Source organism: Halomonas sp. 3D7M (assembly GCF_014897885.1).
Taxonomy (GTDB): domain Bacteria; phylum Pseudomonadota; class Gammaproteobacteria; order Pseudomonadales; family Halomonadaceae; genus Vreelandella.
In genome coordinates this window covers 27,473-50,535 of record NZ_JABUZF010000035.1, presented here as the reverse complement: position 1 = coordinate 50,535, position 23,063 = coordinate 27,473, and the positions used below count along the sequence as shown (strand labels likewise).

Annotated in this window: 19 protein-coding genes and 1 pseudogene; 9 read left to right on the top strand and 11 right to left on the bottom strand. The window is 53.0% G+C overall.

The features are described from left to right. Positions 1 to 10: 10 nt before the first annotated feature. From INT22_RS00955 to INT22_RS00915, 9 genes are all read right to left on the bottom strand, one after another. On the bottom strand, positions 11 to 337 hold the full coding sequence (locus INT22_RS00955) for a DUF1244 domain-containing protein (protein ID WP_193060065.1): 327 nt from the start codon (positions 335 to 337) through the stop codon (positions 11 to 13). 87 nt (positions 338 to 424) lie between these two features. Next, complete coding sequence (locus INT22_RS00950; RefSeq protein WP_193067505.1) at positions 425 to 1,537, bottom strand: formate dehydrogenase subunit gamma; 1,113 nt, start codon at positions 1,535 to 1,537, stop codon at positions 425 to 427. Positions 1,538 to 1,548: 11 nt separating this feature from the next. Beyond that, a complete protein-coding gene (gene fdh3B / locus INT22_RS00945; protein ID WP_009722867.1) occupies positions 1,549 to 2,163 on the bottom strand; it encodes a formate dehydrogenase FDH3 subunit beta in 615 nt (204 codons plus the stop codon). A gap of 72 nt (positions 2,164 to 2,235) precedes the next feature. Next, on the bottom strand, positions 2,236 to 5,088 hold the full coding sequence (locus INT22_RS00940; RefSeq protein WP_193067504.1) for a molybdopterin-dependent oxidoreductase: 2,853 nt from the start codon (positions 5,086 to 5,088) through the stop codon (positions 2,236 to 2,238). 24 nt (positions 5,089 to 5,112) lie between these two features. After that, positions 5,113 to 5,316, bottom strand: coding sequence for a twin-arginine translocation signal domain-containing protein (locus INT22_RS00935; RefSeq protein WP_193067503.1), 204 nt, complete (start codon positions 5,314 to 5,316; stop codon positions 5,113 to 5,115). Positions 5,317 to 5,395: 79 nt separating this feature from the next. Continuing rightward, positions 5,396 to 6,049 (bottom strand): TorD/DmsD family molecular chaperone, encoded by a 654-nt coding sequence (locus INT22_RS00930; protein ID WP_193060063.1) that lies wholly within the window; start codon positions 6,047 to 6,049, stop codon positions 5,396 to 5,398. 4 nt (positions 6,050 to 6,053) lie between these two features. After that, the gene (locus INT22_RS00925) at positions 6,054 to 7,772 is read right to left on the bottom strand and encodes a 4Fe-4S binding protein (RefSeq protein WP_193060062.1); all 1,719 of its coding nucleotides are present in this window, start codon (positions 7,770 to 7,772) and stop codon (positions 6,054 to 6,056) included. Between the two features lie 186 nt (positions 7,773 to 7,958). Beyond that, positions 7,959 to 8,582 carry a DUF3306 domain-containing protein gene (locus INT22_RS00920; protein WP_193060061.1) on the bottom strand — a complete coding sequence of 208 codons (624 nt, stop codon included), beginning with the start codon at positions 8,580 to 8,582 and terminating at the stop codon, positions 7,959 to 7,961. Then, on the bottom strand, positions 8,579 to 9,019 hold the full coding sequence (locus INT22_RS00915; protein WP_095603694.1) for a DUF3305 domain-containing protein: 441 nt from the start codon (positions 9,017 to 9,019) through the stop codon (positions 8,579 to 8,581). Before INT22_RS00915 ends, INT22_RS00920 begins: the two co-directional genes overlap by 4 nt. Positions 9,020 to 9,165: 146 nt before the next feature. Between INT22_RS00915 and INT22_RS00910 the strand changes: the two genes are divergently transcribed. From INT22_RS00910 to INT22_RS00890, 5 genes are read left to right on the top strand one after another with little or no spacing between them, the layout of a single operon-like run. Beyond that, entirely contained in the window at positions 9,166 to 10,023 is an 858-nt protein-coding gene (locus INT22_RS00910) for a formate dehydrogenase accessory sulfurtransferase FdhD (RefSeq protein WP_193060060.1), read from the top strand. Further along, positions 10,020 to 10,655, top strand: coding sequence for a molybdenum cofactor guanylyltransferase MobA (gene mobA, locus INT22_RS00905; protein ID WP_193060059.1), 636 nt, complete (start codon positions 10,020 to 10,022; stop codon positions 10,653 to 10,655). The genes INT22_RS00910 and mobA overlap by 4 nt, the downstream gene beginning before the upstream one ends. Further along, the gene (gene moeA, locus INT22_RS00900; RefSeq protein ID WP_193060058.1) at positions 10,652 to 11,905 is read left to right on the top strand and encodes a molybdopterin molybdotransferase MoeA; all 1,254 of its coding nucleotides are present in this window, start codon (positions 10,652 to 10,654) and stop codon (positions 11,903 to 11,905) included. Before mobA ends, moeA begins: the two co-directional genes overlap by 4 nt. Continuing rightward, positions 11,902 to 12,909, top strand: coding sequence for a GTP 3',8-cyclase MoaA (gene moaA, locus INT22_RS00895; protein ID WP_226912309.1), 1,008 nt, complete (start codon positions 11,902 to 11,904; stop codon positions 12,907 to 12,909). Before moeA ends, moaA begins: the two co-directional genes overlap by 4 nt. A gap of 3 nt (positions 12,910 to 12,912) precedes the next feature. After that, positions 12,913 to 13,932, top strand: coding sequence for a CobW family GTP-binding protein (locus INT22_RS00890; RefSeq protein ID WP_193067502.1), 1,020 nt, complete (start codon positions 12,913 to 12,915; stop codon positions 13,930 to 13,932). On the opposite strand, the gene INT22_RS00885 is transcribed toward INT22_RS00890, so the two are convergent. Next, positions 13,912 to 17,025 (bottom strand): bifunctional diguanylate cyclase/phosphodiesterase, encoded by a 3,114-nt coding sequence (locus tag INT22_RS00885; RefSeq protein ID WP_193060056.1) that lies wholly within the window; start codon positions 17,023 to 17,025, stop codon positions 13,912 to 13,914. The genes INT22_RS00890 and INT22_RS00885 overlap by 21 nt on opposite strands. 185 nt (positions 17,026 to 17,210) lie before the next feature. On the opposite strand from INT22_RS00885, the gene INT22_RS00880 reads away from it, so the two are divergent. Then, positions 17,211 to 18,116, top strand: a complete 906-nt coding sequence (locus tag INT22_RS00880) for a LysR family transcriptional regulator (protein WP_193060055.1) — start codon at positions 17,211 to 17,213, stop codon at positions 18,114 to 18,116. An 86-nt stretch (positions 18,117 to 18,202) separates the two neighbouring features. On the opposite strand, the gene INT22_RS00875 is transcribed toward INT22_RS00880, so the two are convergent. Continuing rightward, positions 18,203 to 19,720, bottom strand: a complete 1,518-nt coding sequence (locus INT22_RS00875) for an NCS1 family nucleobase:cation symporter-1 (RefSeq protein ID WP_193060054.1) — start codon at positions 19,718 to 19,720, stop codon at positions 18,203 to 18,205. 658 nt (positions 19,721 to 20,378) lie between these two features. Here INT22_RS00875 and INT22_RS00870 point away from each other — a divergent pair. The 3 genes and pseudogenes from INT22_RS00870 to INT22_RS00860 form a co-directional block, all read left to right on the top strand. After that, complete coding sequence (locus INT22_RS00870; RefSeq protein ID WP_089040646.1) at positions 20,379 to 21,245, top strand: nitrilase-related carbon-nitrogen hydrolase; 867 nt, start codon at positions 20,379 to 20,381, stop codon at positions 21,243 to 21,245. A gap of 31 nt (positions 21,246 to 21,276) precedes the next feature. Next, entirely contained in the window at positions 21,277 to 22,716 is a 1,440-nt protein-coding gene (gene hydA, locus INT22_RS00865; protein ID WP_089041008.1) for a dihydropyrimidinase, read from the top strand. A 43-nt stretch (positions 22,717 to 22,759) separates the two neighbouring features. Then, a pseudogene (locus INT22_RS00860) lies at positions 22,760 to 23,063 on the top strand (dihydropyrimidine dehydrogenase); the annotation flags it as partial.

Sequence of the window (23,063 nt, the reverse complement as noted above, 5' to 3'; positions counted from 1 at the left end):
AACGTCATCCCTATTTGGCTGCTTTCTTTTTAGCATGGTGCGCTTCCCAGGCAGCCTTCTGCTCGGCAGTCGCAGGCGGCTGATAGAGCTCCTTCCATTCACTATAGGGCATCCCGTATACATACTCTCGGGCTTCTTCGTAGCTGAGAGTTTCATTGCGCGATTCAGCGGCAGACACCAACCATTTCGATAAACAGTTGCGGCAAAAATCCGCCAGAATCATCAGATCGATGTTCTGCACATCCTTATTGTCGTCTAAATGCTGTAACAAACGCCGAAACGCGGCGGCTTCTAGCTCTGTACGCGTCGTTTGGTCAAATTCATTAAACGCTGACATTGGCGATCCTCTTATCAAGTGGCTTGGGAGCAGCATAACAAAAGACACCGCCCGAAGGCGGTGTCGAGTGGCAATTAAGCGAACCGGCTAGCTAGGTTTGGTAGCGGAAACATCGCCACTACTGCTGTCCGTTTTTTGTGCCGCGATTTCCTCTTCGCTCATGGCTGTATCTTTGACCTCCTCGTACCACAAGTTGTGGTGCTCTTTGGCCCAGGTTTCATCGACATAGCCAGTGGTCATACCTTCCAACGAGCCTTCCGTACCGACAGTCCCAATATAGATATGGCCTAGCGCGACAGCCGTCAACCCAAGCGCACCCACCGCATGGATGATGTTGGCCCACTGCATGGTATCGCGGCCTTGACCATAGTTGGGGAAGTCGAGCACAAAACCACTCGCGATCACCACCAAGCCAGCAGTGGCTAATAGCCAGTACCACGCTTTTTCGCCACCGTTGGCAAAACCCGCGTCAGGATGGTGCTTGCCTGTTAATCCACCTGCCTTTTTAAACCATACCCAGTCATGCTTCTTAGGAATATTGTCTTTCAGCAAGCTAATTAACAGTACAACGAGTAGCACACCGAACATCGGGCCAAGATAGTTATGCAGCACTTTGGAAGCTGAGATCATCCATGCCCAAACGGCGTCGCCAAACAGCGTGCGGAACACGAACTTACCAAACAGCAGATTCAACCCTGTTAACGCCAAGGTGATAAACAGGGTGGCGACGGTCCAGTGTAGCGAACGCATTAACAACGACCAGCGCAAAAGCTTGCGCCCTGTGCGCGGCTCATCAAGATGTTTGCGCCCAACCATAAAGTAGAACAGCGCAATCACCACGATCATCCCGCCAATCGCAATCAAACCAAACGGCGATACCCAACGGTTACGGATCTGCCGCCAGGTTTCGCCACTCGAATTGATCAGACTGTAGTTACTGTCAAAGCGCGAATCGCGATAGTTAGGCCCTGTTTCGCCACTGCGCACCTGACGCCACTGATCTGCACTGATACCTGGAGCAGCGGTCACCATCTCGCGGTCTGTGTCAGCCTGGGCAACCGCTAGTTGGGACATGCCAAGGCTGGCAGCCAGCAGCAGTAATAGTATGCCGATACGCCAACAGCGCTGGAAAAACGCCCTTCCCCAGAGTGCTAGCGCAGGCGCCTCTGGTGTTATTGTGGTCGTGGTCATCGTTGTCATGACACGCCTCCTTACCCTTTACGGGCAGCATCGTAGGCAAGGTTGTCAGTACTGGCCTGAGGGTTATTCGACCAAGCACCATCTTTATGGCCACGATGAACGACACGCTGACGGAAGATATCGGCAACATCTTGCGCATCACCCGCTAGGAGGGCTTTGGTAGAGCACATTTCCGCACATAGCGGCAGCTTGCCTTCCGCGATGCGATTGGAGCCGTACTTCTCGTACTCCTCCTCTTTGCTCTCTGCTGGGCCGCCTGCACAGAATGTGCACTTGTCCATTTTTCCGCGTTCGCCAAATGCATTTTGTTGTGGGAACTGTGGTGCACCAAAGGGGCACGCATACAGGCAGTAGCCACAACCAATGCACAGGTCTTTATCGTGCAGCACGATGCCATCGTCGGTTTTATAGAAGCAGTCCGTCGGACATACCGCCATGCATGGCGCATCGTCACAGTGCATACAAGCCACTGAAATCGACATCTCATCCGCTTCGCCGTCGTTGAGTGTGACCACCCGGCGACGCTGGATACCCCACTCCACATCATTGGCATTTTTACAGGCGGTGACACAGCCGTTGCACTCGATGCAGCGCTCGGCGTCACACATAAATTTCATTTGAGCCATGGTGTTCTCCTCTCACCAGCGCGGGCATTGACCCACGCTGGGCTCTATCAGGTCGGTCGAGACGTTATTGGCTTAAGCCCGCTCAATTCGGCAGATGGTGCACTTGGTTTCCTGCATCAGTGTCACCGGATCATAGCCATAGGTGGTGGCGGTGTTAGCCGCTTCACCAATGACGTACGGGGCAGACCCGTCCGGATAACGATCCCGCAAGCTCTCGCCTTGGAACATGCCGCCAAAGTGGAACGGCATAAAGGCAACCTTGCGATCAACCCGAGGCGTGACCAAGGCTTTCACCTTCACTCTGCCGCCTTCTGCACCCTCAACCCATACGTCGTCGCCATCACGTACGCCAATGTCATTAGCATCCGCGGGGTTCATCTCGACAAACATCTCTTGCTGTAGCTCGGCCAGCCACGACATAGAGCGTGTTTCTTCACCGCCTCCCTCGTATTCAACCAAGCGACCCGACGTGAGAATAATCGGATAATCAGCGCTGTTATCGCGATCCTGGATGGTTTTGTACATCGTGGGCAGACGCATAATTGAGTCAAAGTCGTCCCAGGTGGGATAGCGTTCGACCAGATCGCGGCGGGTGGTGTATAGCGGCTCGCGGTGTTTCGGCACTGCATCTGGGAAAGTCCATACCACGGCGCGCGCTTTCGCGTTGCCATAAGGCGCGCAACCACGATCAATCGCCACCCGCTGGATACCGCCTGAGAGGTCGGTTTTCCAGTTTTTACCTTCTGCGGCCGTTTTCTCAACGTCAGTCAGGTCATCCCACCAACCGAGGTCTTTAAGCAGTTGGTCGGTAAACTCGGGGTAGCCATCATCAATCTCGCCACCTACTGGCGCAGAGCCCTCCGCCAGCAAATTAACGCCGTCGCGCTCAATACCAAAACGGGCACGGAAACCCATACCGCCTTCCATTACCGGTACGCTGGTGTCATAGAGGTTGGGTGAGCCAGGGTGATTAAACTCTGGTGTGCCCCAGCACGGCCACGGCAGCCCGTAGTAATCACCGTCGGCAGGGCCACCTTGGGCACGCAAGTTCTGAAAGCTGAAGGTATGCCAGTTTTTCTGGTGCTCTTTGAGGCGCTCGGGGCTTTGGCCGGTGTAGCCAACAGTCCACATGCCACGGTTGATTTCACGCAACACGTCATCAATCAGCGGCTCGTTGCCGTTCATCTCAAAGTTCTTCACGAACTCATTACCAAAGCCAAGCTTGTTGGCAAATAGGTACATAATTTCGTGATCAGGCTTTGATTCAAATAGCGGCTCAATGACTTTGTCGCGCCACTGAATAGAGCGGTTGGTTGCCGTCACGCTGCCGGTGGTTTCAAACTGAGTCGCTGCAGGCAGCAGATAAACACCATCAGAGCGGTCATGCATCACCGAGGCAACCGTGGGATAAGGGTCAACAATGACCATCATCTCAAGCTTCTGCATGGCTTTTTGCATTTCCACGCCGCGGGTTTGCGAGTTGACCGCGTGTCCCCAGTAGAACATTGCTTTTAGCGCGGTGCGCTGGGAGATATTTTCATCCTCTTCCAGTACACCATCTACCCAGCGAGATACGGTAATACCGCTGGAGTACATCGGTTTTCCATCAGCATACTCGGTATCGTCAAAGCGGCCTTTTAGCCACTCATAGTCGACATCCCACACCTGGGACCAGTGCTGCCATGCGCCTTCAGATAACCCGTAATAACCGGGAAGCGAGTCACAGCCAAGGCCGAGATCGGTAGCACCCTGTACGTTATCGTGGCCCCGCAAAATGTTGGCTCCACCACCGGACTTACCAATATTGCCCAGCGCCAGCTCTAGAATACAGTACGCGCGAGTATTGTTGTTACCGGTGGTGTGTTGGGTACCGCCCATACACCAGACCACGCAGCCCGGACGATTGTCAGCAAGCCGTTTAGCCACATCGAACATATCCGCTTCCGGTACGCCAGTAATGTCTTCCACGACACTCGGGGTGAACTGAGCCACCTCTGCGCGCACCTCATCCATACCGTAAACACGCTGGCTGATATATTCGCTGTCTTCCCAGCCATTCTCAAAAATGTGCCACAACAAGCCCCAAATATAAGCAACGTCCGAGCCAGGGCGCAGGCGTACGTATTTATTGGCTTTTGCTGCGGTACGCGTAAAGCGCGGATCCGCGACGATGATGTCGCAGTTATTACGCTCTTTAGCAATGAGAATATGCTGCATCGCGACCGGGTGGGCTTCACTCGGGTTGGAGCCGATGAACAGAATCGCCTTGCTGTTCTGCATATCATTGAGCGAGTTGGTCATCGCCCCGTAACCCCAGGTGTTAGCAACACCTGCCACGGTAGTGGAGTGACAAATTCGCGCTTGGTGATCTGTGTTGTTGGTGCCCCACATGGAGGCCAACTTGCGCATCAAATACGCCTGCTCGTTATTAAACTTGGCCGAGCCAAGCCAGTAAACACTGTCGGGGCCATGGGCATCACGCAGTTCAAGCAGCTTGTCGCCAATTTCATTAACCGCGTCGTCCCAACTCAGTCGCTGCCATTCACCCGCCACTAGCTTCATGGGGTATTTTAGACGACGGGTGGAGTGACCGTGCTGGCGTAGCGAAGCCCCTTTGGCACAATGCGCACCGCGGTTAATCGGGTGGTCAAAAGCGGGCTCTTGTTTTGTCCAAATGCCTTCTTGAACTTCTGCATAGACACCACAGCCCACCGAACAGTGGGAGCAAATGGTGCGCTTGGTCTCAACGGGTGAGTCTAATACGGGAGTTTTATTCGCCGACTCGGCGCGCTGCATCATCGGCGCGCCCATAAAGCCCGCAGCTGCGACGCCACCGGTGGCGACGCCACTACGCTTTAAAAATTGACGACGGGAGATTCCAAGCCCTGAAGCGTTGGGAGTATTAGTTTTGCGAGTTAGACGCATGGCAGTTCTCCTGGCATTTCGCCGTCAATCACGCAGCGACGCATAGTACGCACGAATATGGTCAGTTTCGTGGTAGTTCGTTGTTTGTTTTTTAGGCTCAATCGACGTGGTGCTATCGGCTTGAGCTAGCGTGACGTGACCTACAGCAGCGGCCGCACCGGCAGCGGCGGGACCTAGCCCAACGGTTTTCATAAACCGGCGGCGCTCAGGGTTGTGTGACGAGTGCATGGGTTTCTCCTCTATCATGCCCTTATTCTTCTGCATGGCCTGCTGGCCCTATTATTCGCTTACCGCTGCGCACTGCCACTCACGGTGTGACGTCGCGCGCCGCGTCAGTTGCGGTTGTCGTTGGCTCCACAATCCGCACCGCTTGATAGGCCGCTCTTTCGCTCAACGTTGCCTGCTCGCTTTCCATGAACGCGCCGCCTAACTGGCCAAGCGATGCGTAAAAAACAGTGTCTACTCTAGTGAGGTCGTCAAAGCAGTGCGTTGACCAGGGAGCAATGTGTTGCTGGAAAAAGTAGCTCTGCTCGCTGCTTTGGGACGTAATTAGCATCGCCATCACCTCACATATAGCAGCCAAATGATCTTCTGGCTCGCGGGTATGCTCGCTACGCTCAAACCCCAGCGCCCGAAGATCCTGGCGTAATGCAACTAATGCTGCCTCCATTAATTCCCCGTTACGGTACCAAGACGCGTAAGGCACTACCTCGCCCTGAATGACGCCAACAAGAAGGCGAAAGTGGGCACGCTGAAGGCTATCTACACTACTTTGGCCAGTAGCACTTGAGAGCGCTGCCCAACACTCAGCCAGTCGGCTGCCGTCTTGTTCAATGTCTAGGCTGGCTAGCCACGTTAATAACTCACTGTCAGGTGCTTGCCGTAGCAGGCTGGCTAAAAGCTGATAAATATCGGCCCGCAGTGCGTCGGTCTCGCTAAGTGTGGGCATTGCATCACTCATTGCTTTACACCTTTAGTTGCGCATCAGGGTCACGGATCATAGTTTTCCACACATCTTTGACCCGGCAGTCCTCGCACATTTCTAGCCGCGCTAGTGCATCGCCCGCGAAATAGGGGTGGTTAGCCAGCTTCGCTTTGATCGTTGCTACCGTACTGGCAGTGGCAAACGGCTTGCCGCAGCCAATGCACTCAAAGGCCGCCTCTTCGTGGCAAATTTGCCGTGTGTCGCGTTCCGGTGCAGCCAAAAAACCAGGCAGCAGCGTAATCGCGCTTTCAGGGCACGCCTGTTCACATAGCCCGCACTGCACACAGTCGGACTCCAAGAAACTTAGCGCGGGTGTATCGCCCCCTGCTTTCAATGCAGGCGTCGGACAATTACTAACGCAGGCATGACAAAGCGTGCAGGCTTCACGATCTACTTGAATGCCACCATAAGCGGCCCCTTCAGGCATGCTATGCCGGTCATTGCTAGGCGCTCCAAGTGCCGCCAGTGTTGCTAGCACTTGATTAAAGCGGGCGCGCTTATGGGGGTCGGTAAAGGTCAGCGCAGCGTCGGTTAAGGGCGTAAGCGTGGGAAGTGCATCGCGCTCATCAGTCGGTTCCGGCTGCAGCAGCTTAATCCGCGTAGTGTCATGCCCCAGCGCTTCTAGCAGGCCGTGGGCTTGGGCGACTTGATGGATGATGAACGTGGTTAAACGAGGCGGCATCTCATCGTGCAACTGAATACGCACTTCAGCAGCGCCGTTCGCCAACGCGGTAAGCCACTGATCGTGGCCAGCAGCACCCAGCTCTTCAAGCGGGACATCAAGCAGATGGCCTGGCGTAACAACACCTGCTTTGCGTTCAGCATCCAGAAAGTCATGGGTGACAAAGCGCATCACAGGCGCTTGACCACCCGCCTCCCGGTAGGCGGCCAGCCACGTCGCTAAGGTGTCTTGCTGACGACGGGTTTCCGGCAGGCGAAATTCAATCGCACCGGTTGGGCAAGCGCTGGTACAACTGCCCACCCCTTGGCACAGGAACGGGTCAATCTCAATACGCGATTCAATGCGTCCCTGAATGCTGGAAATAGCATCTGCGGGGCAAACATCCAAACAGCGCGTACAGCCAACGTTGCCACTCGAGGAATGTGCACAGAGATCACTATTAACCTGGAAATAACGCGGTTTATCGAATTCACCGACGAGTTCAATAACGCTTTCCAGAACCTCACCGCGCTGAGCTTCTTGGGCTAACCAATTCAGGCACACATAGCCCGGTGGTGGGATTTCCCATACATGAGTAGCCTTCGACATGCCTGCTGCCGTTAAGTCGAGCACCACATCAAACACGTCGCGCTCAATAAGCGCTTGAGCCAGATTGAGCGTGTCGCTATCCGCGGGCGCTATTTCAACGCGAAAGGCACCAAGATACCCCGTGATTCGCAGTTGGGATTGCTGGGTATCGGTTAGCGTTTGGCAGGTGAGAGGCTCGCTGGCAGCCGCTAAATCAACTGCAGCATCAGTTGTCAGCAGCGTCAACGATGCCAAGCCACGACCCTGTAACACTCGGGCAGCTTGGCTAACCTCGTGTGAATTACCCAACAACAGCGCATGGCCACGGCTGTGATAAGTCACGTTAGCAGGCGTTAAGTTAACCGGCCACGAGATACGCTGGCGTACCGCTTCGCGGGCGGTGACGTTAATCTGGTCATCTACCGATGCCAGTTGGATTCGTTGGTTCATGCATTCTCACGGTCAGAAAGTCATTTTTTTTATAATTAAAAGTCATGTTTTTTTACTTTAATGGCATATCTTAATGCTTTCTCTAACTTGAGCGTAGGTGCCTAGGCGTTTTTTGCCACTTTAAAGCGCATTGGCGTCTCAACGCTTCATCGTCATAACGACAGCAACCCATTGTTTATAAAACAATCACTGCCTATTTATACATTCGTCTACTTCATCACCAGACAAATCAGACTGGTCGTCTAGCGGCTGTTTTTGTACAAAACCACTATCACTTGTACAGGCATTAACGTCTTCAAGTGGGGTAGGAATGCTGCCATCCGCGATGTTCTCATCGTCTGCTTCTGCGGGCCTATCGACTGCCTCTTCCGCTTTGTTTGCCCAGCGGCGAAGCTTGCCTGCCAGTTCAGTGGCCATAGGCTTAAGCTGCTGACGATAATCAGCATCGTAGTCATCCAAACCATCGCGCACGTTGTAGTTACCGGTGGCCCATAGCCTTTTTAGGGCACGGCGGCGCAGTGCAGCGCTAACACCCGGCGCCATGAACGCGCTGAAATCACTGCCTGCCGGTAAGTGATCAGGGTCGGGTAAGGTGTGATCCAAGCTACCAGGAAGGGGGCGCGCGTCATCGACGCTAGCCTCTGCACCCAACGATTCAGTATCGCTGGAAGTAGCACTTAGCGTATCGGCCTCTAGCCCTAGCTCTGACGTCGGCTCTGCACTGCCGTTGGGAGGGTTGTCTAATGCTGCGTCTGCTTCGCCGCTTTCAACGCCACGCTTTTTACGTGACCAGCGTTCAAGTCTGCTCACTGGGGCTGCTCCTTGGTCGGGGTTTCTTTAGCCCGACCGGCTCCCTTATGCTTCTTTTTGCGCTTTTCTGGTGGTGCTTCACCATGACGCGCTAAATAGCTTTCCAGCCATACCTGAATCGCCATCGGCATCGATGCTTCGAGTACCTGTTGTTCACCATCAAGCCAGCCCGCCGCGACATCTTGGCTTGCGGTAATAGCATCAGGCTTGGGCGCTTGCCCGGTAAAACCAGCGCGAACAAAAAGACGCGGGGTTGCTGACGTAAGGTTAAAGCGGTAGGCCGCACGCTCGGTCATCGACAGTTGAAGGCGAAGCACATAGTCACCTTGCTCACCTGGCGTGAGCTCAGCGATACGCCATTGCGTTAAGGTAAAGCCCCTCACCTGCTTGGGCTCTGCCACCAAGGTAATGCTCAAAGAGCGCAGATTATCACTCATACGGATAGACCACCTTAGACCTTGAATGGGTAGACAAGTAAGCCTTTTGAGCGCCATCATCGTCAACTCAGAGTGTTTTACTCAACTATTATAATTTACATGTATGCGTTACATGATTCTTCACTAGGTTCCAACGAGGATTGCGGATGCCCGCCCTTCAGTTAAGCCGAGCCCGCTTACCGGCCACGACGACAATCGATGTGCTAGATGCTTACGGCGACTCTCGCCAACAAGCCATCGCCGCAGAGCGCGCGCTAACGGTTTATCTCAATAAGCGTGAAATTGTCACGCTAATGACGCTGGGCGATGACCCAGAAGCCTTGGTGGTGGGCTACCTACGCAACCAGGGATTACTGCGCCGCGCGGAAGATTTATCGGCGGTACAGGTGGATTGGGAGGTAGAGTCCGCCGCCGTCGTCACCGATTATTTACCTGACGATTTAGACAACCGGCTGAGTACCCGTACCGTCACCACGGGTTGCGGTCAGGGGACCGTGTTCGGCAAATTACTGGAACAAACATCGCTCTCTGTGTTACCTGAGACAACGCTGGCGCAATCAACGCTTTATCAGTTGCTAACCAATTTGAATACCTACAACGAGACTTATCGCAGCGCGGGAGCAGTACACGGTTGCGCGCTGTGCCAGCAAAGCCGCGTGCTCGACTTCGTTGAAGATGTCGGACGTCACAATGCGGTGGATACCCTGGCAGGCCACCAGTGGCTCAACCAGGCCGAAAGCAGCAGTGCTGATATTTTCTATACCACTGGCCGCTTAACTTCCGAAATGGTGTTGAAAGTGGCGCAAATGGGGATCAGCGTGCTGGTTTCACGTTCAGGGGTGACCCAAAAAGGTGTGGAGCTGGCGGAACGCTTCGGCGTGATGCTGATTGCTCGGGCTAAAGGCAAACACTTCCAGGCGATTAATACCGCTAACCGCCTAACGTTAGATGCCATTCCAGCCAAACCACCCAGCGCACGCACCTCTAAGGAGGCCGGTATATGATCACCCCACAAACCCTCACTGGCATGATTCTCGCGGGCGGCGAAGGCCGCCGTATGGGTGGGCGTGACAAAGGCCTTGAACCCTTCGCGGGGCTACCGCTCGTGGCCCATGTGGCTCAACGCTTTGATGGCCATGTCTCTGAACTATTGATCAACGCCAATCGCAACACTGATGCCTATGCACTGTTTGCAACCCGGGTTATTGAGGACGAGGAAGGCGGCTTTAAAGGCCCCTTGATGGGCATTTATAGTGGCCTACGCGCTGCTAAAACACCCTGGCTACTGGTTGCCCCTTGCGACTCACCTGCCCTACCCAATGACTTAGTGGCGCGTATGGTGGCGGGCATCACCTCAGCGAGTGGTGAACACGATATCGCCGTTGCGTTTGACGGCGAGCGCCTGCACCCAGTCGTCGCACTGCTGCGCACCTCGCTTGCCGATGACTTAGCGAATGCGCTGGCTGAGGGCGAACGTAAAATCGACCGCTGGTACGCTCGCCACTCATGGTGCAAGGTCGATATGTCGGATTGCCCGGAAACGTTTGCCAACCTCAATACTGAAGAAGAAAAAGCTCGGCTGGAGCTAACACTAAGCACTGTCTTTAAAGATCCGGCCTCGAAGGAAATACCATGAGCCTGTCGTGCTTCGAACTCGGTGAGCAAATGCTCAGCGTTGACGCAGCGCGAGAGGCACTGCTGTCCTTGGCTGAACAGCCCGTTGCGGTAGAGTCGGTAGCGCTTAGCCAAGCTTATGGCAGGCGCTTAGCCACCGACATCACCGCGCCAATTAACGTGCCACAGAATACCAATGCAGCCATGGATGGTATCGCCCTGGCGTGGCCAGATGAGCAACCTCAGCAAACCCAATGGCCGATTGCAGGCGATGCCTTTGCCGGACAGACGTTTGAAGGCAGCGTACCTCTCGGCCAGTGCGTACGCATTACCACCGGCGCTCCCTTACCGTCAGGCACCGACACCATTATCATGCGCGAGCAGCTTAGCGAGCATGATGGCAGTGTCACCATCGATGCCCCCGACCGGGTTAGCCATGGTCAGCATGTGCGTCAAGCGGGGGAAGATATTGCCCTAGGCGAGGTAGCACTGGTAGCTGGCACACGGCTAGATGCCGCCTGTTTGGGGTTAATAGCCTCACTGGGCTATGGTGAGGTTTGCATTTTCAGGCGCCCAAAGGTGGCTATTTTCTCTACTGGAAATGAGGTCACTCCCCCTGGCGAAGCGCTGCCCAGCGCAGGCGTTTACGACACCAATCGTTTTACATTGATGGGCTTGCTCAACGAACAGGGTGCTGAAGTGATGGATCTAGGCATTTTGCCTGATGACCCCACCACCATTCAAAACGCCCTGGCTAGCGCAGCCAAGCAGTGTGATTTAGTCATTACCAGTGGGGGCGTTTCTGTCGGCCACGCCGATTACACCAGGGAAGCGTTGGAAACATTAGGCCAATTAGCTTTTTGGCGCGTGGCGCTGCGACCCGGACGCCCCATGGCCTGCGGCTGGCTGGGTGAATCGCGCAAACCATTTGTCGGCTTACCCGGCAACCCCGTTGCGGTCATGGTAACCTTTAGTCAATTCGTGGTGCCATTATTGGAACGTTTACAAAAACAACCCTTCGTTCCACCGAGGCGTTTAACAGCCATTACCCAAACTCCGCTAAAAAGTCGCCTAAAGCGCACCGATTTTATACGTGGCATTTATTCAAGCGATGCTCACGGTGTGCTGCAGGTACGTAGTACCGGAGCGCAGGGGTCTGGGATTTTAACCTCGATGGTAGCTGCTAACTGCCTGATTGAACTGGGTGATGATCAAGCAGGCGCCCAGCCAGGCGATGCAGTCTGCATCCAACCACTGACGAGGTGGCAATGACCAAACAACCAATTGCCGAAAAACTCATTGATGATTTCGGCCGCCGTGTTAGCTATGTACGCATTTCCGTGACGGATCGCTGCGACTTTCGCTGCGTTTACTGCATGAGCGAAGAGATGACCTTCCTGCCAAGAGCCCAGGTGCTTACGCTGGAAGAACTTGCCATGGTGTCCCAGGCGTTTACCGAATTAGGCGTTGAGAAAATCCGCCTAACCGGAGGCGAACCGCTAGTGCGTAAAGGCATTGAGCAGCTCGTGGACGACATTGGCGCGCTGCCAGGGCTCAACGACTTTACCATGACCACGAACGGGGCCAGTCTGCGTAAACACGCCAAACGGCTCTATCAAGGGGGGCTGCGCAGGCTCAATATCAGCCTCGACTCTCTTGACCCCGAGCGCTTCAAACAGCTCACCCGTACAGGTGAGTTAGCGAAAGTGATTGACGGCATTCACGCCGCTAAAGAAGCAGGCTTTTCACGCATCAAGCTTAACGCTGTGATTCTCAAGGGGCGCAATGATGATGAAGTGCTGGACCTCGTCACGTTCGCTCGCCAAGAAGGGCTGGATATCAGCTTTATCGAAGAGATGCCGCTGGGCGATGTGTCTGACCACTCGCGGGCCGAGACCTTTTACTCTAGTGACGACGTTCAAGCGCTGATCGAGACACGCTACCCACTCATGCCGTCAACGGAAACCACACCTGGGCCTTCGCGCTATTTTAAAATGGCCGATAGCAGCAGCAGGGTTGGCTTTATTTCACCCCATAGTCACAACTTTTGCGATAGCTGCAACCGCGTTCGGGTAACCGTTGAAGGCCGTCTACTGCTCTGCCTCGGCAATGAACACTCTGTCGATTTGCGTGCCGTACTGCGCCGACATCCTGGCAATATGCAGGCGTTGAAAACCGCCATTATTAATGCCTTGCCGCTCAAGCCCGAGCGCCATCACTTTACTACCGATGGCGATGTCCAGGTGGTGCGCTTTATGAATATGACAGGGGGTTAAACGTTGTCAGCCACTCGCGTGCCCGTGCATATCATTACAGGCTTTCTCGGCAGCGGCAAAACCACGCTTATCCACAGCCTAATCGAGCAAAAGCCTGTGGATGAGAAGTGGGCCATTTTAGTCAATGAGTTTGGCCAGATTGGCATTGATCAAGCGATGTTTGAGCAGCGTGACGATGTCGTCGTCAAGGGGCTCCCCGGCGGCTGCCTGTGTTGCCAATTAGCTTTTGTGCTGCAGGCTGTACTGGTCAATTTGCTCGCCCGCAACAAACCAGACCGCGTCATAATTGAGCCTTCGGGGCTTGGCCATCCAGCCGGCTTACTCGATCTGCTGCGCGGCGAAGCCTTTCAAGATGTTGTGGCCGTTCACGATATTATTGCCACCCTCGATCCGCGCCGGTTAGATGAATCCCGGGTCCGTGAACACGAGACCTTTCAAGATCAGTTGGCCATGGCCGATGCCATCGCTATCACAATGGGTGAGCAGGCCAGTACCGAACAACACGAACATGCGCAGCAGTTTGTGACGGAACTCTGGCCACCACGCAAGTGGGTTCATCGCAGTGAGCATGGCACGATGCCGCTATCGCTGCTGTTGAACAGCGCCCAGACCCGTGCCCAACAAGATACTGCTGTCCCTGATACGCACCGTCAAATGATAACAACCCCCACGCTAGAAGGCGCTTTTTTTGATACTGCTCCTCCGCTGGGCCAACCTCAGCACAAGACGGCTAGCTCCCTTGGATACACCAGCACAGGCCTTCGTTGGCACCCCAGTGAACGCTTTGACCTTGATCGTTTGGCCGCCCACTTAGGTGAGTTCCCCTCATCTGCGCGAGTAAAAGGCGTCTTTCATACCGAGCAGGGCTGGAAGCAGCTCAATCGAGCCGATGGAACACTTAGTCTCGGCAATAGCGCCTGGCGGCAGGATTCGCGGCTTGAGGGGATTACCCCCGACAATGACGCTGATACCCACACCAATTTACTGACAGCACTGCAATCATCAGGAGCGCTGTTGAGCTAAAAACGTTTTCTCAATAGCGTCTACCGGCATAGGGCGTCCAAATAAATAACCTTGAAAAGCTTGGCAGCCATGAGCCAGCAGCCACGCTTTCTGGCTCTCTGATTCGACGCCTTCGGCAATGACATCAAGATTTAAGCTTTTTGCCAGGGCAATCGTACTCTCCACAATGGCCGCATTAGCACTGCTTTCTAACACTTGATGGACAAACGACTGATCGATCTTAAGCTGATCAAGTGGCAACTGCGCAAGATACGCCAGCGATGAATAACCGGTTCCAAAATCATCCAGAGAAAAACGCACACCTTGAGCTTTCAGGCTCAGCATTTTGTCACGAGCATCGTCGCGCGCTTCCACAAACAACGACTCGGTAACTTCAAGCTTGAGGCGCTCAAGCGGTGCCTTTGTACGCACAAAAACCTGCTGTAAGCGAGATAAGAACTCACTATCGCGAAACTGCAGTGGGCTGATATTCACCGAAATCGTCAGTTCACGCAGGTGTGGCGTTGCTGCCCAGCAAGCTAGCTGACGGCATGCATCTTCAATGACCCACTCACCAACCTCATTAATCAGCCCAGTACTCTCTAAGAGTGGAATAAACTCGCCAGGTGGAACCATGCCACGCTCTGGATGCTGCCAGCGCAGCAGTGCCTCAACTCCCGTACAGTGGCCAAAGCAATTAACCTGAGGCTGGTAATAGAGGCGCCATTGGTGACTCTCCAATGCCTGCCGCAAGTCGGCTTCAAGCTTAACCCGCGCCAGTAGCGTAGCCTGCATCGAAGGATCAAAAAAGCGTATGGCACGACGCCCACTCGCTTTCGCCTGTAACAAGGCCATATCGACCTGCTGAAGATAGTCTTCGGCACTTCGCTGGCTATCGGAGACAACCGTAATCCCAACGCATGCGGTGACCATGACTTGTTCTTCAGAAAAGCTAATCGGCTCATCAAGCGCCACCAGAAGTTTCTGGGCAATATGTTCTGCTAAACGGCGTGTCTGGCGTGGGCTTCCATCGATGTCTTCAATAAGCACCGCAAATTCATCACTACCCAGGCGAGCCAACGTATCGGTATCGCGCAACATTTGGCCAAACCGCTGGGCAACCCGCTGAAGCAACTGATCGCCAGCGAGGTGCCCCAGGGTATCGTTAATATGGTTGAAACGGTCAATATCGATTACCAACAACGCTCCACAGCGCTGATGGCGGTTTAGCTCTTTAAGAGCTGTCTCCATTCTGTCCATAAACAAGCGTCGATTTGCGAAGCCCGTTAATGGATCATAAAACGCAAGCTGGTGGATCTCTTGCTCAGCGGCTTTGCGCTCACTAATATCACTCATGGTGGCAACGTAGTTAGTCAGTACACCGTCTGAATCGTAAACAGCACTGATCGTCAGCCACTCAGGGAATAGCTCACCATTTTTGCGCTGATTCCAGATTTCTCCCTCCCAACTTCCTGTGGTCATCACCCGCTTCCACAAACGACGATAAAACGCTGCGTTATGGTGGCCAGAGCTAAACATACGCGGGTTCTTACCGATCACCTCAGCATCGCTATAGCCGGTTATACGCTTAAACGTCTCATTAACTTTTAAAATATCTCCCCGTGCATCCGCCACTATGATGCCCAGATGTGCTTGAAAAGCAGCCGCTGCAATCTGCAGCTCAACTTCTGCGCGCTTCGCTTCGGTAATATCACGGTTCACCGATAACACTCCCTCAAACTGTCCAGCACTACTGATTAGCGGGCTCACGGTGGCATGAAAATGGTGTGGCTGTGCATCAATGGTCAGCGGATACTCAAATCTTTCTACTTTATGCAACTGCTGGACTCGCTCAAAAACGGCGGCAAATGCACGAGCTAAGGAAACAGGCAAGACATGTGAAAAGTGTTTTCCCAGCGCATCTTGGCTTTTAACAAGCAACTGCTCAGGGGAAGCCGCATGGATATAGTTAAAGCGCCCTTCCACATCAAATACAAAAATCAAATCCTGAATCGAGTGGACTAAGGCATCCATACGCGCGCCACGCGCTTGCGCTTCGGCTCTTGCTAGCTCTCGCTCTTTTATTCGTTCATGTAGTTGGTAAGCTAACGCAAGGCGGTTTAAGTAGTGGCGAACACCCCAAGCCCCCAACAGCGTAATTAAACCAACGACCAGCAATAACACCAGCAAACGCTGGCGCCATCCTGACATCAGCGTATGAAGGTCAACGCCCACTGTAACAAATACCGGATAGCCCCTAATGCGTTGCATGTGAAATAAGCGTTTACTTCCGTCAAGGGGCGAGATTGCGGCTAATGTCCGAGTAACACTACCGCTGTTTAACCACTGCTGTGTCTCAGGTGCATCAAGTTGGCTACCAATGAGCATTCCTTTATGGGGAGCCGGGTGCCGAGCAACCACTTTTAGACTCTCATCTATCAGCGCCATACTCTCACCGTCGTACAGTCGCATTTGCTGCAGCGCACTATTGAGGATATGCGGCATGATACGAGACATAATCACACCAGCGAAGTCGCCCTGGTCATTCACTAGACGCCTGCCATGATAGAGAAAGAAACGCTGCTTGCTTGTCGACCAAATAAGCGGCGTCATCATTTCGTCTTGGCCACCTTGTTGAAAGGTGCGGAAAAAGGCGCTGTCGCCAATCCCCTCCCCAACATCTCGATTAGCGTTACTGCTTAAACGTAGGCGCCCCTGAGGGTCCAAGACACTAACACTATCGATCAGTGGCACGTACTCGGTAAGATTGTCTAGCGCTCGCTGGACGGCAGTTGCACTTTCCGCCTCTAAACCATCCAACCCCAAAGAATTTTCTTGGTGAACTTTTAGCAGCTCGGCCAGACTAAACAAACCTTGGCTGCTCTGCCCAAACATGCCTGTTACCCATTCTGACACCACATTCGCACGGGCAATCACACGGGATTCAGCCGCATTGACTTCTTGGTGATATTGGCCTTTGAGCAACCAGCCAAACAGCGCAATCATCATACATAACGACAGAACATAGAGCGTAATAACGCGCTGCTTTTGGCGCCGAAAGCCAGGCATTACCTGGCTTTTGTTAGTTACCCGATCACTGCGAGGTAGCAGCATTATATGTAGGCCTTATTCAAATATCCCAGAGCACACCTGATACAGTATAAAAAGAACGGTGAAAGATAGACCACAGCGGCTCCTCGTAAGCGGTTCTAAATAGTGGCGCGGCTTGTTTTTGATGTATATCTATTTTCAGCAAAAAAGCTCATAAAAGTCGTTATTTTACTTAATAAGAGGCTGCCATGGCATCGTTAGGCCAAATGAGTGACTACGAAGTACGCTTGGTGCGTATTTTTAAAACGGTCGTGGAATGCGGTGGTTTCACCGCTGCGGAAATCGCTTTAGGCATCAGTCGCTCAGCCATTAGCCAGCACATGAATGATTTAGAAGGCAGGCTAGGCTTTTCGCTATGCCAGCGTGGCCGAGGTGGCTTTAGTTTAACCGAAGAAGGCACAGAAATTTACCAAGCAGGTTTGACGCTACTGACCGCGCTCGAAGCCTTTAAAAGCGATGTAAACGCATTACATCATACCATCAAGGGCGAACTGAATATCGGTATCACCGACAACTTGGTCACCTTGCCTGCCATGCATGTTACCCATGCGCTCGCCGAGCTGACAGCGCCAAACCATGAAGTCACGGTTAATATCCACATGGAGCCTTCAGATGCCGTTATTCGAAGCGTAATGGATGGCCACTTGCATGTCGGCGTAGTGCCTGCGGTTAACTTACCCTCCAGCTTGGAAACACAACTGTTGTACGAAGAGCCTTCGTTTCTTTACTGCGCAGCTGGCCACCCCTTGTTTGATGAAACTGATGAAGCATTCACAGCTGAACAAATTGCCGCTTATCCAGCGATAACGCCTCGCTACCCACTCCCTAGCGATGCGCGTAAAGCACATGATGCGTTAAATTTACAAGCGTCTGCCTCTGATCGGGAGGGCGCTGCGTTTTTGATTCTCACTGGACGGTTTATCGGTTTTCTTCCAGAACATGTTGCCGCCCAATGGGTTAATGCCAATAAGATGCGCGCCCTTCAGCCGGGTACTCAGCATTATCAGATTCCGTTTGTTCTAATCACTCGCCATGATCGCCGACCCAACCGGGTGGTCGATGCATTTTTAGGATTTGTGAAAGGCGCAAAATAGCTCACCTGGTTATGCCAAGCACAAAATAATCAAAGCTCGGCACTTAGCCGAGCTTTGATTATTAACGACGTTTACTTATAACGAGTTTATGGCAGCTTTGCCGTCTCGCTGGCCATGTGTGGTGCGGGCCCTACCTGAGAAGATGATGTTAAAACGTGGCTTGCGGCGTAATAAACAATCGCGCCAAGCGCAGAGCCGGTAAACCAGCCATAGTCATAGAACCAGTTCATGGTGCCGGTTAACAGCGAGATTAGTGTCAGAGCCACCGGCACGCCGAACGCGATAAAACCCGCCACATTAACCGCAGGATAAGCACGGTTATCCATATATAAGCTAGGCACATCTAAACGCTGCTTTTTAATTAGGAAATAGTCCACTGCCATGATGCCTGCGATGGGGCCAAGCAAGCTGGAGTATCCCAGCAGCCAGTTTGAATACATCTGTTCAAGAGACACCCCTTGAGCAATGAGACCCGCTTTCTGCAAAAGATCGTAGCCCATCAATAAAACACCCACCGCTCCGGTCATAAGCACACCGCGGGTTTGGTTAATCAGTTTTGGGGCAATATTCTGGAAGTCATTCGTGGGAGAAACAATATTCGAAGCGGTATTGGTGGAAATCGTGGCAATAATGATTAGCAACATGGCAAGCACTACCCAGAAAGGGCTTTCGATATAGCCAATCAAACGTACTGGGTCAGCAACCGTCTGGCCCACTAGCGACTCAGACGCCGCCGTTAATACAACGCCCAACGCTGCAAAGAAGAACATTGTCAGCGGTAGCCCAATCACTTGGCCAACAATTTGATCTTTTTGGCTTTTGGCAAACCGGCTGAAATCAGGAATGTTCAGCGACAACGTCGCCCAAAACCCCACCATCGCGGTTAACCCTGCAAAGAAGTAGCCATATACCGACGCTCCTTCTGGGCGCGAAGGCGGTTGCGCTAATAACTCAGTCATCGACATGTGCGGCCATGCCCACATCATTAATCCAACCCCCACAGCAAGCAGCAATGGCGCCGCTAGGGTTTCCAGCCACTTGATCGACTCAGCCCCACGAATGACCACAAGAAGATTCATTGCGCCGAAGACAAAAAAGCCAATCACTTCACCTACCCCACCCAGCGCAGCCCAAGCGGGGACCAGTTCGGATAACAGAAGGTGAATAGCCAAACCACCAAACATCGTTTGAATGCCAAACCAGCCGCAGCCTACGAGAGCCCGCACCAAACAAGGCACATTAGAACCTAAAATACCGAACGATGATCGCAGCACAACTGGAAAGGGAATACCAAATTTAGTGCCAGGAAAGGCATTTAGAGTGAGCGGAATCAGGACAATCACGTTGGCTAGAAAAATGGCAAAAAGCGCCTCCCCCACACTCAGGCCAAAGTAGGCGGTTAACACACCACCCAACGTGTAGGTCGGCACACAAATCGACATCCCCACCCAAAGTGCCGCAATGTTCCATTTGCTCCAAGTGCGCTCACTCGCCTGAGTGGGTGCAATATCTTTATTGAAACGAGGGCTATCACCTACGTCTTTGCCTACGTCGAGTTCAATTAACCCCTCTCTGTCCACCATTCGGGATGTTGAGCCAGTCATATAGTCTCCTCAGCAGTGCTGTTGCCCATTATATTCACGGTGTCTGTCTTTTAAGAGCAATAAGCGTGCCTAAAACAAAAGCACAAACACTAACCTATTGATCAAAAAGCTGACTTATCAGGCAGGCATACACATACCTTTAGCGTGATTGTTGTTATTCGCCTTCCAGCTATTAAAAGCCATTAATAAGCGTAGCTATTTAAAAAAAATCCGCACCAAAAAGATGCGAAAAAAACATCAACACCCAAAATAAAATAACACAAGCATATGTTTTTAAATAAAAAACAAAACATCACCAATATCGAACAACACTTCACAAACTTAGCAAAAACATCACTAAAAATAATAAAAACATTAAAAAATCAAAGAGTTAAATCAATCAAGTAAAATTATTAAAAAACACTTGAAACAACACCTCATAAAGGACTATGTTCAAAAAGCTGTCAAACATGACAACTTTATAAACAACAATAAGACGCTCGCTTACCCTCGCTTGTATTACGCTATTTTCAAAGCACGTTTCACAAGCAAGGCTAAGCGAAAAAGGCACAGTAAGACGCCGCTGCACGCCACGTAACCACAAACTTGTTACTTGACCAGTAACGTACCGACATGCGTACGCATGCGGTTGGCGCGTATGACTTGAGAGGGCTGTTCTATGCAGAAAATGAAAATTGGCTTAATTCAAATGGGTCTCAAAACCAGCACTGATTTAGACCCTGCGGCGATCCGCGATGCGATGAACGAAGCGCACCTACCGATGATTCAGCAGGCCGCCGAACAGGGTGTGCAAGTACTGTGTTTTCAAGAAGTCTTTAACCAGCCGTACTTCTGCCCAAGCCAAGATGGCAAATGGTATGCCGCCGCAGAGCGGGTTCCAGAAGGTCCCACGTGTCAGATGATGCAAAAACTGGCTGCCGAACACCGCATGGTAATTATCGTGCCCGTGTATGAAGAGACAGAGACCGGCGTTTACTACAACACCGCCGCCGTGTTTGATGCCGACGGCAGCTACCTCGGCAAATATCATAAAACTCATATTCCTCAAGTGGCCGGTTTTTGGGAGAAATTCTTCTTCAAGCCAGGCAAATCAAACTGGCCGGTCTTCGACACTGCCTACGGCAAAATTGGTGTTTATATCTGCTATGACCGCCATTTCCCCGAGGGCTGGCGTGCGTTGGCACTCAACGGTGCTGAGGTGATCTTCAACCCCTCCGCTACCGTGGCAGGGCTTTCCCAGTACCTATGGGAGCTTGAGCAGCCGGCTTCCGCTGCGGCTAACGGTTGCTTCATTGCCGCTATCAACCGCGTGGGCACAGAAGCACCCTGGAATATTGGCAACTTCTACGGCTCCAGCTACATCGTCAACCCCCGCGGCAAAATCGAAGCCCAGGCCAGCGAAACGGAAGACGAGCTACTAGTGCATGAAATTGATTTAGACATGGTGCGCGAGGTGCGCAATAACTGGCAGTTCTTCCGTGATCGTCGCCCCGATGCATACACCCGCCTCACTGATGGTGAGTAGCCCTGTTGATGAATCATACGAGGACTGCATGATGAGTTTATTGATCAAAGGCGGCACCGTCGTCACCCATGCCGATACTTACCGCGCCGACGTTCTGTGCGTCGACGGAAAAATCCACGCCATCGGCACCGACCTGGACCTCCCCGACAACTGCGACATCATTGATGCCAGCAATCAGTTAGTAATGCCCGGTGGCATTGACCCTCATACCCATATGCAAATGCCATTTATGGGCGCAGTGGCTAGCGAAGATTTCTACACCGGCACCGCCGCTGCTATGGCGGGTGGCACCACGACGATTATCGACTTTGTCATTCCAAGCCCAGGCCAATCACTCTTAGAAGCCTTTGAGACGTGGCAAGGGTGGGCGGAAAAAGCGGCTACCGATTTCGCTTTCCACGTGGCAATCACCTGGTGGGATGAGAGCGTCAAAGAGGAAATGGGTACCCTGGTGCGCGAACATGGAGTGAATAGTTTCAAGCACTTTATGGCCTACAAGGGCGCGATTATGGCCACTGATGACATATTGGTGGAAAGCTTTTCACGCTGCCTGGAATTGGGCGCGGTACCTACGGTACACGCCGAAAACGGCGAACTGGTTTACCACATGCAGCAGAAACTACTGGCCCAGGGCATTACCGGGCCGGAAGCTCACCCACTTTCGCGCCCACCACAAGTAGAAGGTGAAGCCGCCAGCCGAGCGATTCGAATTGCCAGCACGCTAGGCGCGCCGGTTTATCTGGTACATGTATCCACCAAAGACGCCGTCGATGAAATTGCCTATGCCCGCCAGCAAGGCCACCCAGTATTCGGCGAGTGTCTGGCAGGACACTTACTCATTGATGACAGCGTTTACCAGCATCCCGACTGGGCAACCGCCGCGGCCCACGTAATGAGCCCACCGTTCCGCCCCAAAGGGCATCAGGAAGCGCTTTGGCATGGCCTGCAGTCTGGCAATTTGCAAACCACTGCCACTGACCACTGCTGCTTCTGCGAAGAGCAAAAAGCCGCAGGCAAAGATGACTTTACCAAGATCCCTAACGGCACAGCAGGGGTAGAAGATCGCCTTGCAGTGATATGGGACGCAGGCGTTAACAGCGGCAAGCTCTCGCCCCAGGAGTTTGTCGCAGTGACGTCTACCAATACCGCCAAAATTTTCAACCTGTACCCTCGTAAAGGGGCCATCCAAGTGGGCGCCGATGCCGATATTGTGGTGTGGGATCCTAATGGCACACGTACGATCTCCGCCAAAACTCATCATCAAAATGTCGACTTCAACATTTTCGAGGGCAAAACGGTGCGCGGTATTGCTCGCCACACGATTAGCCAAGGAAAGTGGGTATGGCGAGACGGTGAACTGCACGCCGAGCGTGGTGCTGGGCGCTACTTAAAACGCCCCGCCTACCCAGGTGTGTTTGAGCTACTGGCTAAACGTGCCGAATTAAATGCACCGGTAGCCGTAACGCGCTGAACAGCTCCTCAAGAAAAGAAAAAAGCCAACAGGAGAGATGACCGTGAACCACTCACTTGACCACCTGCCTAGCGCACAAGAGGTCGGCACCTACGACCCACCGACACTGGCAAGCAACTTTAGCGACCTCCATCCGCCGTTAACCCACCGCCAAGCAATGATCGAAAGCCAGCGCTGCTTGTACTGTTTCGACGCCCCCTGCGTTGAGGCATGCCCATCGGATATTGATATCCCCAGCTTTATTCGCCAAATCAGCGAAAACAACATTAATGGCGCCGCAGAAACCATTCTGGAAGCCAACATTTTAGGTGGCAGTTGCGCCCGGGTGTGCCCCACTGAAATCCTCT